Here is a 13,864-nt window from a genome sequence, read left to right on the forward strand (position 1 = left end):
ATCGCCCCCACCGGCGGCCCTCACCGACGGCCCCGACCGCCGAACTCACTCGACGGTCTGGCGGCCCTCCGGGCGGGCGCTGCACGAGCTGCGGAAGGAGCAGTGGTCGCAGTGGCGGCCCGCGGCGGGCGCGAACCGTTCGTCCAGGACCCGGCCCGCGGCGGTGGCCAGCAGATCGCCGACCCACTCCCCGTCGAGCGGCTGCTGGGCCTGCACCTTGGGCACCGCGTCGCCGCCCTCGCGGATCGCGGCGCCCTGGCGGAGCTGGACGAGCTCGGCGCCGCCGGCCGCGGGGCGCAGACCGTCGAAGACCTCGTCGACGGCGCCCTCGCGCACGGCGAGCTGGTAGACGGCGAGCTGGGGGTGGCGGGCGACCTCGTCCTTGGTGGGCGCGGACTTGCCGGTCTTGAAGTCGACGACGTACGCACGCCCCTGCGGGTCCGATTCGACCCGGTCCATGGAACCCCGGATGCGGACGGCGACCTCACCGGCTTCGAGTGTGACGTCGAACTCGTGCTCCGTGGCCACGGCCTCGCGACCCCCGCGGTCGGTGGTGTGCCAGCGCAGGAAGCGCTCCAGGGCGGCGCGGGCGTTGTCCTTCTCCTGGCGGGACTTCCAGGGGGCGTCGAAGGCGAGGGCGTCCCACACGGAGTCGAGGCGTTCCATGAGGACGGCCAGGTCGGCGGGGGTACGGCCGGAGGCGACCTCGTCGGCGAGGACGTGCACGACATTGCCGAAGCCCTGGGCGGCGGTGGAGGGGGTGTCGGCCTTGACCTCGCGGCCGAGGAACCACTGGAGGGAGCAGGTGTTGGCGAGCTGCTCCAGGGCGCTGCCGGACAGTGCGACGGGCCGGTCCCGGTCGCGGAGGGGGACGCTGCTGCGGGTGGGCTCGTACAGGCCCCACCAGCGCTGCGGGTGTGCGGCGGGGACCAGGGGGCGGTCCTCGTCGTCGGTGAGCGCGGCGAGGCGGGCGAGGCGGCGGGCGGCCGCGTCGCGCAGGGCGGGCGAGGCATCGGGGTCGACGGTGGTGGCGCGCAGCTCGGCGACGAGCGCGGCGACGGCGAGGGGGCGGCGGGGGCGGCCGGTGACGTCGCGCGGGGGGACGCCGAGCTCGGTGAGGAAGCGGGAGGGCTGGTCGCCGTCGTCGGCGGGGGCCTTGACCGCGGTGACGACGAGGCGTTCGCGGGCGCGGGTGGCGGCGACGTAGAACAGCCGGCGCTCCTCGGCGAGCAGGGCGCCGGGGGTGAGGGGCTCGGCGAGGCCGTCGCGGCCGATGCGGTCGGCCTCCAGCAGGGAGCCGCGGCGGCGGAGGTCGGGCCACAGGCCTTCCTGGACGCCCGCGACGACGACGAGGGACCACTCCAGTCCCTTGGAGCGGTGGGCCGTCATCAGCCGGACGGCGTCGGAGCGGGTGGCGCGGGCCGTCAACGTGTCGGCGGCGATGTCCTCCGCCTCCAGCTGTTCGAGGAAGTTGAGCGCGCCACGGCCGCCGGTGCGTTCCTCGGCGCGGGCGGCGGTGTCGAAGAGGGCGCAGACCGCGTCGAGGTCGCGGTCGGCGTTACGGCCGGCCGCGCCGCCGCGGCGGGCACTGCGCTCCAGGCGCTGCGGCCAGGGGGTGCCGTCCCACAGGGCCCACAGGGCCTCCTCGGCGGTGCCGCCGCCCTGGAGCAGCTCGCGGGCCTTGCGCAGGAGCAGGCCGAGGCGTTGGGCGCCGCGGGCGTAGGCGGGATCGTGCGCGGTGAGCCGTTCCGGCTCGGCGAGGGCGCGGGCGAGCAGGACGTCGGAGGGCGCGGGCACCTTGACGCCGGCGGCGCGCTCCTCGTCCCGCAGGGCGCGGCCGAGCCGCCGCAGGTCGGCGGCGTCCATCCCGCCGAGGGGGGAGGCGAGCAGGGTGAGGGCGGCCTCGACGGTGACGCCTCCGGTCGGGTCGTCTCCGGTCGGGTCGCCTCCGGTCGGGTCGCCTCCGGCGGGGTCGGCCGGACTCGCGGGGCCCGGCTCGTCGGGGTCGGTGGTGGCCGAGGTGGCCGAGACGCGGAGGGCCGTCAGGAGGGAGGAGACCGCCGGTTCGTGGCGCAGGGGGATGTCCGCGCCGTCCGTTTCGACCGGGACTCCCGCCGAGATCAGGGCGCGGCGCATCGCCGGGAGGGTGCGGCCGCCCGCGCGGACCAGGACGGCCATGTCCTGCCAGGGCACCCCGTCCTCCAGGTGGGCCCGTCGCAGGATGTCGGCGATGTTGTCCAGCTCGGCGCCAGCCGTCGGGTACGTGAACGCCTCCACCCGCCCGCCCTCCCGCACCGGCGTGAGGTTCCGGTGGGCGCGGACCGCGTCGGCCGGCAGTCGCGGGACCGGCATCCGGGTGGTGAGCAGCCGGGTGGCGACCAGCAGGGCCGCGCCGGAGCGGCGGCCGACGGTCAGGGCCTCGACCCGCGCGCCGGGAAAGGCCGACTCGAAGTCCAGGACGTTGTTGATGTCGGCGCCGCGGAAGGCGTAGATCGACTGGTCGGGGTCGCCGAAGGCGACCAGCGTGCCGCCCGGACCGGTCAGGGCGCGCAGCAGCCGCAGCTGCGAGGCGTCCGTGTCCTGGTACTCGTCCACGAAGATCGCGTCGTAGGTGGAGGCGAGGGACGGCGTGCGTTCCGCGAGGAGCACCGCCCGGTGCAGGAGCTCCGCGTAGTCCAGCGTGCCCTGCATGTCGAGGACGTCCAGGTACTCGGAGAGGAAGGCGGCCGCCGCCTTCCAGTCCGGGCGGCCGATGCGGTCGGCGAACGAGGAGAGGGCCTGCGGCCCGAGGCCCAACTCGCGGGCGCGGGCGAGCACCGCCCGGACCTCGTCGGCGAACCCGCGGGTGGTCAGCGCGGCCCGCAGGTCGTCCGGCCAGCGGATGGAGCGGATCCGGCGCTGCCCCTCCAGCAGGGTGCGGACCATGACGTCCTGCTCGGGGCCCGACAGCAGCCGCAGCGGGTCGGCGAAGAGGTCGGTGTCCTGGTGGGCGCGGACGAGTCCGTAGCAGAAGGAGTGGAAGGTGGTGGCCTGCGGAGCGCGCGCGCCGCCGAGGCGCAGGGCGGCCCGGTCGCGCAGTTCCACCGCCGCCTTGCGGCTGAAGGTGAGGATGAGGATCCGTGCGGGGTCGGTACCCGCCTCCACCCGGGCGGCGACGGCTTCGACCAGCGTGGTCGTCTTCCCGGTGCCCGGTCCGGCGAGGACCAGCAGTGGTCCGCCGACGTGGTCAACCACCGCCCGCTGCGCTGCGTCCAGCACAGGGGGATCCACCCGTTCCGGCCCGGTGCGCACGAGGCGGTACGCGTCGGGGGTCCGCGTACGCCGCCGTTCGGTGCGGTCGGAGGAAGAGGTGATCACGTGGGGTGCCGGTCCTGGTGGGTCTGCGGGGTGTGGCGGTGCTGTCGTGACGGCTCGCGCGGAAGCCGCCGCGGAAGCCGAAGGGGCAACGCTACGGCAACCGGCCGACGCCGCGCAGTCCCACCGGGTACCCCGGACGGGCGTTCGGGCCGTCGCCCGATCGCCCGTCCGGGCCGCGCATGGCCGAAGCTGTCAGATGTGAGCCTCGTCGCGTCCGTCGTCCTGTCCACCGTCCTGTCCGGGGGACCCGTCCCAGCGCGCCCGGCGCATGTCCAGCCGTGGCTCGCCGCCCGCCGTCAGGCGCAGCGGGGTGGCCTCGGTCCGGTAGTGCTCAAGGGCGCGCACCTCGTGTCCGGGCAGCGGCAGGCCGTCCGCCCGCACCACGCGCCACCAGGGCACGGCTCCCCCGTACAGGGCCATGACACGCCCGACTTGGCGCGGTCCTCCCTCGCCGAGCCATTCGGCGACGTCCCCGTACGTCATCACCCGGCCGGGCGGAATACGCTCGGCCACCTCCAGTACGCGCTCCGCGTACGCGGGCAGCTCCTCACTCATTCAGCACATGGTGCAGTACGCCGGCCGCGCTCAGGCGGAGGTCTCGCTTCCGCACCGGCGCGCACCCTGATGCCCCGCCGACCCGTCGGTCCGTGCCACCATCTTCCGGGCGGTGACTGGTGATACGTGATCAAGAAGAGACGGATGTGACGACGAAGGAGCAGGGTGTGAGCCCTCCGGACGGCGCGGCGACCGACGACGGCGCACGCCCTGACGACGGCCGCGCCGCCCGCCCCGAACCCGTCCCCGAGCCCCGTCCGGAGCCCCCGCGCCCCGACGGCCGGACCGGCCGCACCGGCGAGGCCGAGGCCGGTGACCCCGAGGCCGTCGAAGCCGCGCCCGGCAAGGCCGAGGCCGAAGCCGCCGACGCCGGTGACGCCCGGCCCACCAGGGCCAAGGCCACCGGAGCCAAAGCCGCCGGAGCCAAGGCCGCCGCGGCCTCAGCTGCGGCCGCACCCGCCGAGGGCGCGCACGGTCACGCCGCCACGGACGCCGACCGGGTCGAGGTCGACGAACCACTGCTCGCCGCCCGCGTGCACCGGCCGTCCGACCTCGTACGCCTGCTCGTCGGCATCCTCGGGATCGCCGTCCTCCTCGGGATCGCCGCCTTCGCCCACGGCACCACCGTGGGTCTGGAGGAGGACATCAGCAAGGGCACCGGCCAGGCGCCCGCCCTGTTGATCAAGGTCGCCGCACTGGTCTCCAGCATCGCGGTGCTGCTGCTGCCCGTCGCCTTCGCCATCGAGCGGCTGATCAAACGCGACGGGCTGCGCATCGCCGACGGCGTGCTCGCCGCCGTCCTCGCGCACGGCGTCACCCTCGCCACCGACCTGTGGGTCTCGCAGGCCGCCCCCGACACCATCCAGGACGCCCTGACCCGCCCCGCGGCCGGTGGCACCCTCACCGACCCGGTGCACGGTTACCTCGCGCCCGTCATCGCGTACATGACCGCTGTCGGGATGACCCGCAGGCCCCACTGGCGGGTCGCCCTGTGGGTGGTCCTGCTGCTCAACGCGCTGGCCATGCTGGTCAACGGGTACACCACCCCCTTCTCGATCATCCTCACGGTGCTCATCGGCTGGAGCGTCGCCTACGGCACCCTGTACGCCGTCGGCTCGCCCAACGTGCGCCCCACCGGGCAGCACCTCCTCGCCGGACTGCGCCGGGTCGGCTTCCAGCCGGTCAGCGCGATGCGCGCCGAGATGCCCGAGGGTCCCGAACCCTCCGAGGCCAACGACCGGGGGCGCCGCTACCACGTGACCCTGGAGGACGGGCCGCCGCTGGACGTCACGATCGTCGACCGCGAGCAGCAGGCCCACGGCTTCTTCTACCGGGTCTGGCGCCGGCTCACCCTGCGCGGCATCACCACCGGGCGCAGCCTGCAGTCGCTGCGCCAGGCGCTGGAGCAGGAGGCGCTCCTCGCGTACGCGGCCATCGCGGCCGGGGCGAACGCGCCGAAGCTGATCGCCACCTCCGAGCTCGGTCCGGACGCGGTGATGCTCGTGTACGAGCACCTGGACGTCCGGGCCCTCGACGCGCTCGCCGACGAGGAGATCACCGACGACCTGATCCACCACACGTGGAAGCAGGTACGGGCCCTGCAGTCGCGGCGGATCGCGCACCGGCGGCTGACCGGGGACGCCCTTGTGGTGGATCGTTCCGGCAATGTCATCCTCACCGACCTGCGCGGCGGCGAGATCGCCGCGGGCGACCTGGTCCTGCGCATGGACATCGCCCAGCTGCTGACCACGATCGGCCTGCGGGTCGGCGCGGAGCGCGCGGTGGCCTCGGCCGTGTCGGTGCTCGGCCCGGACGCGGTGGCGGACTGCCTGCCGCTGCTCCAGCCGATCGCGCTGAGCCGTTCCACCCGGGCGACGCTGCGCAAGCTGGCCCGGGAGCGGGCGGAGCGGCAGCGGGAGGCCGTACTGGAGTCCTCGCGGGCGGCGAAGGCGGCGCGCGAGGCGGAGTCCGCGGCCTCCGCGACCCCGGTCTCCGCCTCGGCCGCCGCCGACCGCAAGGCCGAGAAGAAGGCCTTGGAGGACGCGCTGGACGGGGCCCGCGAGGAGGATCTGCTGACCCAGATCCGCCACCAGGTGCTGCTGATCCGGCCGCAGGCGCCGGTGGAGCCGGCCCGGCTGGAGCGGATCCGGCCGCGGACGCTGGTCTCGTTCATCGCGGGCGCGTTCGGTGCGTACTTCCTGCTCACCCAGCTCGCCCACGTGGACTTCGCGACGATCATCGGCCAGGCGCAGTGGGGCTGGGTCGGGGCGGCGTTCGCCTTCTCGGCGCTGACGTACTTCGCGGCGGCGATGAGCCTGCTGGGCTTCGTGCCGGAGCGGGTGCCGTTCCTGCGGACCGTGGTCGCGCAGGTGGCCGGGTCGTTCGTGAAGCTGGTGGCCCCGGCGGCCGTCGGCGGTGTCGCGCTGAACACGCGGTTCCTGCAGCGGGCGGGGGTCCGGCCGGGGCTGGCGGTCGCGAGCGTGGGCGCCTCCCAGCTGTTCGGACTGGCCAGCCACATCGTGCTGCTGCTGTCCTTCGGCTACCTGACCGGGACCGAGAAGACCCCGGAGATGACCCCGTCCCGGGCGGTCATCGCGGGTCTGCTGACGGTGGCCGTACTGGTGCTGGTGGTGACGGCCGTCCCGTTCCTGCGGAAGTTCGTGGTGACACGGGTACGGGCGCTGTTCGCGGGTGTGGTGCCGCGCATGCTGGACGTGCTCCAGCGGCCGAAGAAGCTGCTGACCGGCATCGGCGGGATGCTGCTGCTGACGGGCTGCTTCGTGATGTGCCTGGACGCGTCGATCCGCGCGTTCGGCGGCGGCGAGGCCATCAGCTACGCGAGCATCGCCGTGGTGTTCCTGGCGGGCAACGCGCTGGGATCGGCGGCCCCGACGCCGGGCGGTATGGGCGCGGTGGAGACCACCCTGACCCTCGGTCTGATCGCGGCGGGGCTGGAGAAGGAGGTCGCCATCTCGGCGGTGCTGCTGTTCCGCCTGATGACCTTCTGGCTGCCGGTGCTGCCGGGGTGGATCTCGTTCAACTTCCTGACCCGCAAGGAAGCCATCTAGTCGGCGGATTCGGCTCCGGCCGGCGGCTGCGGCACCGGGTCTCTGCCCGTACCCGCTACGGCGCTTCGCGCCCGCGCCTCGAACGCCGGCGTGGCTGGAAGTTCCGGCCGGTGGGGGCGGTGTCGGAGGCGGGTGGCAGCATGCGTCCATGAGTGAAGACCTGGACAGCCGTGGCCCGTTCGACGATCCGGCCGCGGTGCTGCGCGCCGACCGGGCGGTCCTGCGGGGTGGGGCCGCCGACGAAGGCGGCATCGGGCGTGAGGTGTTCACACAGGCCGAGGCCGTCTTCGGGCGGGCCGAGGTGGGGCGGGCCGAGTTCGCCTCCTGGCTGCAGTTCGCCGCGACCGTGCTCGGGCACCACGACTACGCCGCCCGCGTCGCCGAGGCCGAACCGGCGCTGCCCTGGCGGACGGTGTGGGCCTGGTGGCGGCCCGTCGGCGCGTACGTGGCGGAGCCGAACCTCAGCGGCGACCACACCGCCGAGGTGTACGACCTCGACGGGGGCGCGGCGGCCGTGAAGGTGTGGGCCATGTGGTGCGAGGACGCCTGGTTCGACCTGGACACCGGACGCCGACGACCCGCTCCCGCCGACGGCGAGGCGGAGGAGCGGGACGTGGAGGAGCCGGACGGCCCGTGGCTGTTCGACGCCGACGAGGAGGGCTGGGCGCTGCACTGCCCCGGCACCTGGGAGGAGCCGGTCCCGCTCGGCGGTGGCCGCTACCTGTACGCGGAGGCGCGCGGGGTCGTGGTGGTGGAGGAGAACACCGCGGCGCTCGCCGAGCGTCCCCGGGGCGCCGCCGACACCTCCTCCTGGGAGTCCGCCGAGGACACCCCGTGGTTCCGCCCGGGCACCCGTGGCTCCGGTCCGCTCACCGCGGCCGGCCTCGCCCGGACCTTCGGCGACGCCTGGGTCACCCGCGTCCCCCACGACGAACTCCCGGACGCGCTGGAGCACCCGGCCACCCGGGAGTTCCTGAGCGGGATCGGGCTGCCGCGCCACTGGGCCGCGGGCGTCAGCTCGTTCGAGGTGGCCCCGGAGTTGCTGCGGCCGCTGATCGCGCGGGTCCCGGAGGCGGGCGACGAGGACCTCCTGCACCTCGGGACCTTCGACTTCGGGTACACGGACCCGGGCCTGGTGGGCGTCCACCGCGTCACCGGAGCGGTGCACATGTACCAGGAGTCCGTCCTCCCGCTGGCCCGGGACGTGGCGTCCTTCGTCGGGCTTCTCGAGGGCGTACGCCGGTACATGGGCGCCTGCTGGTCCCCGTATCCGGCCGAGGACGGCATCGGGGACTTCCTCAAGGCGATGGAGGCCCTGGATCCCGAGGCCCTGGCCGACGACTCGCCCGCCGCCGAGACCTGGGAGCACCTGTTCGCCGCGATCACCGAGCTGAGCGTGTACGGCTACTGACCTGCGGGCGGGCCCGCCCCCCGTTCGGGTCAGCGCGCGGGCGGGCTCGCCGCGGGGCGCACAGGATGGGGACATGCCGACACACGCCTGGCGGGTCACCGCCGCCGCCACGCTAGCCGCCGGGATGCTCGCCACGGCCGCCTGTTCCGGCGACGGCGACGGGAAGAAGACGACGGCCGACGGCACCCCGGAGGTCAAGCCCCTGAAATGGGGTGACTGCGAGGCCCCGACCGCGGCGCAGGGCGGTGGTCAGGCTCCGCCCAAGGACTGGCAGTGCGCCACCCTCGACGTCCCGCTCGACTACGCGAAGCCCGAGGGCGAGACGATCCCGATCGCCCTGATCCGGGCCAAGGCACGGGACCAGAAGAACCGGCTGGGCTCGCTGGTCTTCAACTTCGGCGGCCCCGGCGGCTCCGGGATCAGTACGCTGCCGGGCGCCGCGAAGGAGTACGAGGCCCTGCGCGCCCGGTACGACCTGGTGAGCTTCGACCCGCGCGGGGTGGGCGGCAGTGATCCGGTCCTGTGCGAGAACGACAAGCAGCTGGACCAGTACTTCAGCGAGGACTCCTCCCCCGAGACGCCGGAGGAGGAGAAGGCCTTCGTCGAGAACATCCGCGCGTACCAGGAGGCCTGCGAGAAGAACTCCGCCGAGCTGCTCCCCCACGTCGGCACCGAGAACGCCGCCCGCGACCTGGACCGCATCCGGCAGGCCCTGGGCGACGAGAAGCTGAACTACTTCGGCATCTCCTACGGCACCGAGTTGGGCGGGGTCTACGCGCACCTCTTCCCCAAGAACGTCGGCCGGGCGGTCTTCGACGCCGTCGTGGACCCGACCAAGACCGCCGAGGAGAGCGCCCTGGGCCAGGCCAAGGGCTTCCAGCTCGCGCTCGGCAACTTCGCCCAGGACTGCGTGGACCGCGGTGACGAGTGCCGGCTCCAGGGCAGCACGCCCAAGGAGATCGAGGCCAACATCATCAAGCTGCAGAAGGCGTTGGCCGCCAAGCCGATCCCGGGCATCGGGGACCGGATGCTCACCGAGACCCAGGCGACCAACGGCATCGCGCAGGCCCTGTACTCCAAGGAGTTGTGGCCGCTGCTGGAACAGGGCCTCGACGAGGCAGAGGGCGGTCAGGGGCAGCTGCTGATGGCTCTGTCGGACGCGCTCAACGGCCGGGACCAGCAGGGGCGTTACAGCAACATCGGCGCGGCCAACACCGCCATCAACTGCGTGGACGACAAGGAGCGTTACACCCTGGAGCAGACGAAGGCCAAGCTGGCGGAGTTCCGCGCCGCCTCGCCGGTCTTCGGGGACCTCCTCGGCTGGGCCATGATGTCCTGCACCGGCTGGCCGGTCGCCGGCACCTGGGAGACCCCCGACGTCTCGGCGCCGGGCTCCGAGCCGATCCTGGTGATCGGCAACACCGGCGACCCGGCCACCCCGTACGAGGGCGCCCACAAGATGGTGGAGCGGCTGGGGCCCGGCGTGGGCGTGGAGCTCACCTACAAGGGCGAGGGGCACGGCGCGTACAACAGTGGCGACCCGTGCGTGCAGAAGGCGGTCAACACCTATCTGCTGGACGGCGAGCCGCCGGCCGACGGCACCGTCTGCACCGCGGCCCCGGACCCGACGGCGCCGCCCGGGACACCGGAGCCGCCGACGCCCGCCTGATCCGTGCCGCGTACGCGTCCGGATCCGCGGCCGTGAACGCCGAAGGGGCCGTACCTCGATCACGAGGTACGGCCCCTTCGGTCACGACCGGTGGGCCCGGGGCCGTCTAGTAGACCGGCTTCTCGGGCTCGATCTGGTGGACCCAGCCGATCACGCCGCCGCCGACGTGCACCGCGTCCGCGAAGCCCGCGGACTTCAGCACCGCGAGGACTTCCGCACTGCGGACACCCGTCTTGCAGTGCAGGACGATGCGCTTGTCCTGCGGCAGGTCCTGGAGGGCGGTGCCCATCAGGAACTCGCCCTTGGGGATCAGCTTCGCGCCGGGGATCGAGACGATCTCGTACTCGTTGATCTCACGGACGTCGATGATCTCGATGGGCTCGTCGGTGTCGATCCACTCCTTGAGCTGCTTGGGAGTGATCGTCGAACCGGCGGCCGCCTCCTGGGCCTCCTCCGACACGACGCCGCAGAAGGCCTCGTAGTCGATGAGCTCGGTGACGGTCGCGTTCGGACCGCAGACCGCGCAGTCGGGGTCCTTGCGGACCTTGACCTGGCGGTACTGCATCTCCAGGGCGTCGTAGATCATCAGGCGGCCGACCAGCGGCTCACCGACACCCGTGAGGACCTTGATGGCCTCGGTGACCTGGATGGACCCGATGGACGCGCAGAGCACGCCCAGCACGCCGCCCTCGGCGCAGCTCGGGACCATGCCCGGCGGCGGGGGCTCCGGGTAGAGGCAGCGGTAGCACGGGCCGTGCTCGGACCAGAAGACCGAGGCCTGGCCGTCGAAGCGGTAGATCGAGCCCCACACGTACGGCTTGTTCAGCAGCACGCAGGCGTCGTTCACCAGGTAGCGCGTGGCGAAGTTGTCCGTGCCGTCGACGATGAGGTCGTACTGGCTGAAGATCTCCATCACGTTCTCGGCTTCGAGCCGCTCTTCGTGAAGGACCACGTTCACGTACGGGTTGATGCCCAGCACGCTGTCGCGGGCCGACTCGGCCTTGGAACGGCCGATGTCCGCCTGGCTGTGGATGATCTGGCGCTGCAGGTTCGACTCGTCGACCTCGTCGAACTCCACGATGCCCAGCGTGCCGACACCGGCCGCGGCGAGGTACATGAGGGCTGGCGAACCGAGACCACCGGCACCCACGGCCAGCACCTTGGCGTTCTTCAGGCGCTTCTGACCATCCATCCCGACATCCGGGATGATCAGGTGCCGCGAATACCGGCGGACCTCGTCAACGGTGAGCTCAGCGGCTGGCTCGACCAGCGGTGGCAGCGACACGGGCACTCCGGAGGTGGGAGCATCCCCGCAGGTGCAGGGAGCGAACTGAATGGTTGTTCTCTCCGTAACACTGCCACGGCCGTCTTCATTCCAAGACACCTGTCCCGATCCGTGAGACGATTTCGTCCCAGTACGCGGGCATGGAGGCCCACGGGTCGCCGCCGCGCGCCCCGAGCCGGTCGGTGAACCAGATCGTGCCCGCCCCCTGCCAGCGGGCGATGCGCATCGCCTCCTCCAGATGCGCGCGCGGCACCCCGTGGACGAGGTGGCAGAACCGCTCCGCCGGATGGTCCGCGGTCCACTCGGCCACCTGCGACCAGCGGTAGTCGGACCAGGCCCCGGAGAAGGTGACCAGTTGGTCGGCGGCCTCCGCGTAGCCCTCGTACGGGTGCGTGCCGTGCCCGAGCACGATCCGCAGGTCCTCGCCGAGGCCCCGCAGGGAGTCCACGACCCGGCACACCGAGGCGAGGTCCGCCTTGTCGGCCGGGGCCCCGGCGAGGTAGAAGCCGCCGACCCCGTACCAGTCCCGGAAGCGGTGGGCGTCGGAGATCAGCTCCCCGAAGGACCGCGATCCGTCTCGCATCGCGAGATGGCCGAGGATCATGCCGCCCGCGCGACGCAGCTTGGCGGCCGCCTCCGTGCAGTGCGGGTCGGGCCGCCCGCCCGGGCCGTCGGCCACGTTGAGCACGGCCCAGTGCAGCGGGGTTCCGGGGCGGGTCAGCTCGGCCCACTCGACGGGGGCGAGCAGCGGGTGCGCGTAGCCGGGGATGCCGAGACCGAGGCGGCCGGCCTCGGTCGCGGCGGCGGTCATGGACCCCGGCGGCGTCGTCAGATGCGGCACGCCGCCTCCATCCAGATGTCCGCGAGGGATTCCTCCAGGTTGATCCGGGGTCGCCAGCCGAGCCGGTCCCGGGCGGTACGGACATCCGCCTGCTGCCAGGCTCCGCAGCCGTCCGGGTAGGGGTACGGCTGGGGGGCCGCGGCGGCCATCTGTTCGGCGGTGGCCTCGGAGCGCGGGGAGCCGATGGTGGCGAGTCCGGCGGGCCGGCCGGGGTGCCCGTGCGCCTGCTGGGGCCCGCCGTGCGGGACGTCCAGCTCGTGCAGGGCTCCGCCGTACCCGGCGACCCGGGCGAGGACCGCGGCCGCGTCGCGCAGCCGGACCGCGCGGCCCGTGCCGATGTTGACCACGCCCTGGGCGGCGGACAGCGAGGCGGCGTGCACGGCCCGCGCCACGTCCCGTACGTCCACGAAGTCGCGCTGCACGCCGAGCCCGCTGAGCTTCAGCTCCCCGTCGCCGGCCTGCATCGCGCGGCGCATGGCCTCGGCGAGCCGGCCGAGCGGGGATCCGGCGGGGGTGCCGGGGCCGACGGGCGAGAAGATCCGCAGGACGACGGCGTCCAGCCCGGAGCCCAGGACCAGCTCGGTGGCGGCCAGTTTGCTCACGCCGTACGGCCCACCCGGTCTCGGCACGGCGTCCTCGGCCGTGGACGATCCGGGCTGACTGGGCCCGTACTCGGCGGCGCAGCCGAGCTGCACCAACCGGGCCCCGCAGCCGCTGCGGCGCAGCGACTCGCAGATCGTCGCGACGGCGACGGTGTTGTGCCGGGTGAGCTCCCGGGCCCCGCCCCGGGTGGCTCCGGCGCAGTTGATGACGACGCCCGGGTGGACGGCGTCGAGGAAGCGGGTGAGTGCGCCGGGGCTGCCGGTGGCGAGGTCGAAGCGGACGTCGGCGTCGTCGCCGCGGCCGAGCGCGGTGAGCTGGACGGCGGGGTCGGCGAGCAGCCGGTCGGCGACGTAGCGGCCGAGGTATCCGTTGGCTCCGATCAGCAGCACCCTCATCGCGTGACCCCTTGGTTGGTTGGCTGGCCGGTCATGTCTGTTTCTCCTTGCGGACGGACGGACGGATGGGTGGGGCGGGGTACGGGTAAAGCGCCTCGGCGTCGGCTCCGAAGGTCTGGGAACGTCCGGGGACGTCAGGGCCGGGCATGCGCGGAGGCCCGGGCCAGGGCGAGTACGGCGTGTACGAGGAGTCCGGCCGCGGCGGTGAGGGCCGCCGCGGGGACGGGAACCAGGGCGAGGACGAGCCCCGCGCAGACGGGTGCGCGGTGGGCTCCGTGCCGTAGCAGGAGCCGGGTCAGGAACAGCAGCAGCGCGAGGGGAACGGCCACGGGGAGCGACGCGCCGGCGAGCGCGGCGGCCGCGGTGGCGGCCCCGGTGAACAGGGCGACGGCCGCCGGCAGCAGTGGACGGGCCCGGTCCGCGAAGTCCTCCAGGGCGCGGCTCCCGTCGAGCCGGGCCCGCGCCCCGGCGGCGAAGGCGACGGCGGCCAGGTGCCCGGGGACGACGGCCAGCGCGAGGCCGACCGCGAGGGCGGTGCCGTGCCGGTACACGGCCCAGCCGGCGACGGCGGCGGCCAACAGGTGCGCCACGTAGGGGAACCGGCCCCCGGCGGCCCGCCCGGGCCACACCAGGGTGGCGGCGACGGCGGCCACGGCCGCGGCCCCGGCCCACGCCTGCCC

Annotated in this window: 8 protein-coding genes and 1 pseudogene; 3 read left to right on the top strand and 6 right to left on the bottom strand. The window is 73.8% G+C overall.

The genetic code is table 11. The annotated features are described in order from the left end of the window. Nucleotides 1-45: 45 nt before the first annotated feature. Both AB8A24_RS38070 and AB8A24_RS38075 read right to left on the bottom strand, forming a co-directional pair. Complete coding sequence (locus AB8A24_RS38070) at nt 46-3,357, bottom strand: ATP-dependent helicase (protein ID WP_369478775.1); 3,312 nt, start codon at nt 3,355-3,357, stop codon at nt 46-48. A gap of 192 nt (nt 3,358-3,549) precedes the next feature. Continuing rightward, nucleotides 3,550-3,912 carry an MGMT family protein gene (locus tag AB8A24_RS38075; RefSeq protein WP_161291671.1) on the bottom strand — a complete coding sequence of 121 codons (363 nt, stop codon included), beginning with the start codon at nt 3,910-3,912 and terminating at the stop codon, nt 3,550-3,552. 167 nt (nt 3,913-4,079) lie between these two features. Between AB8A24_RS38075 and AB8A24_RS38080 the strand changes: the two genes are divergently transcribed. The 3 genes from AB8A24_RS38080 to AB8A24_RS38090 all read left to right on the top strand — a co-directional run bounded on the left by AB8A24_RS38080 (nt 4,080) and on the right by AB8A24_RS38090 (nt 10,060). After that, nucleotides 4,080-6,980: a YbhN family protein gene (locus tag AB8A24_RS38080; RefSeq protein ID WP_369478776.1), complete on the top strand. Its 2,901-nt coding sequence runs from the start codon at nt 4,080-4,082 to the stop codon at nt 6,978-6,980. 148 nt (nt 6,981-7,128) lie between these two features. Beyond that, nucleotides 7,129-8,391: an SUKH-4 family immunity protein gene (locus AB8A24_RS38085; RefSeq protein WP_369478777.1), complete on the top strand. Its 1,263-nt coding sequence runs from the start codon at nt 7,129-7,131 to the stop codon at nt 8,389-8,391. A gap of 73 nt (nt 8,392-8,464) precedes the next feature. Further along, a complete protein-coding gene (locus AB8A24_RS38090; protein ID WP_369478778.1) occupies nt 8,465-10,060 on the top strand; it encodes an alpha/beta hydrolase in 1,596 nt (531 codons plus the stop codon). A 106-nt stretch (nt 10,061-10,166) separates the two neighbouring features. Here AB8A24_RS38090 and moeZ read toward each other — a convergent pair whose 3' ends face one another. The 4 genes and pseudogenes from moeZ to AB8A24_RS38110 all read right to left on the bottom strand — a co-directional run. Further along, entirely contained in the window at nt 10,167-11,345 is a 1,179-nt protein-coding gene (moeZ, locus tag AB8A24_RS38095; protein ID WP_030011110.1) for an adenylyltransferase/sulfurtransferase MoeZ, read from the bottom strand. Nucleotides 11,346-11,430: 85 nt separating this feature from the next. Then, entirely contained in the window at nt 11,431-12,186 is a 756-nt protein-coding gene (locus AB8A24_RS38100; RefSeq protein ID WP_369478779.1) for a spherulation-specific family 4 protein, read from the bottom strand. Further along, nucleotides 12,174-13,184 (bottom strand): NAD-dependent epimerase/dehydratase, encoded by a 1,011-nt coding sequence (locus tag AB8A24_RS38105; RefSeq protein WP_033218566.1) that lies wholly within the window; start codon nt 13,182-13,184, stop codon nt 12,174-12,176. The genes AB8A24_RS38100 and AB8A24_RS38105 overlap by 13 nt, the downstream gene beginning before the upstream one ends. A gap of 134 nt (nt 13,185-13,318) precedes the next feature. Then, a pseudogene (locus AB8A24_RS38110) lies at nt 13,319-13,864 on the bottom strand (hypothetical protein); the annotation flags it as partial.

The sequence above is a fragment of the Streptomyces sp. BF23-19 genome, assembly GCF_041106355.1.
Lineage (GTDB): Bacteria > Actinomycetota > Actinomycetes > Streptomycetales > Streptomycetaceae > Streptomyces > Streptomyces virginiae_A.

Excerpts from the sequence above, each read along its gene's own strand:
- AB8A24_RS38075 (WP_161291671.1), bottom strand. The coding sequence starts at position 3,912 with ATGAGTGAGGAGCTGCCCGCGTACGCGGAGCGCGTACTGGAGGTGGCC.
- AB8A24_RS38085 (WP_369478777.1), top strand. The coding sequence starts at position 7,129 with ATGAGTGAAGACCTGGACAGCCGTGGCCCGTTCGACGATCCGGCCGCG.
- AB8A24_RS38090 (WP_369478778.1), top strand. The coding sequence starts at position 8,465 with ATGCCGACACACGCCTGGCGGGTCACCGCCGCCGCCACGCTAGCCGCC.
- AB8A24_RS38105 (WP_033218566.1), bottom strand. The coding sequence starts at position 13,184 with ATGAGGGTGCTGCTGATCGGAGCCAACGGATACCTCGGCCGCTACGTC.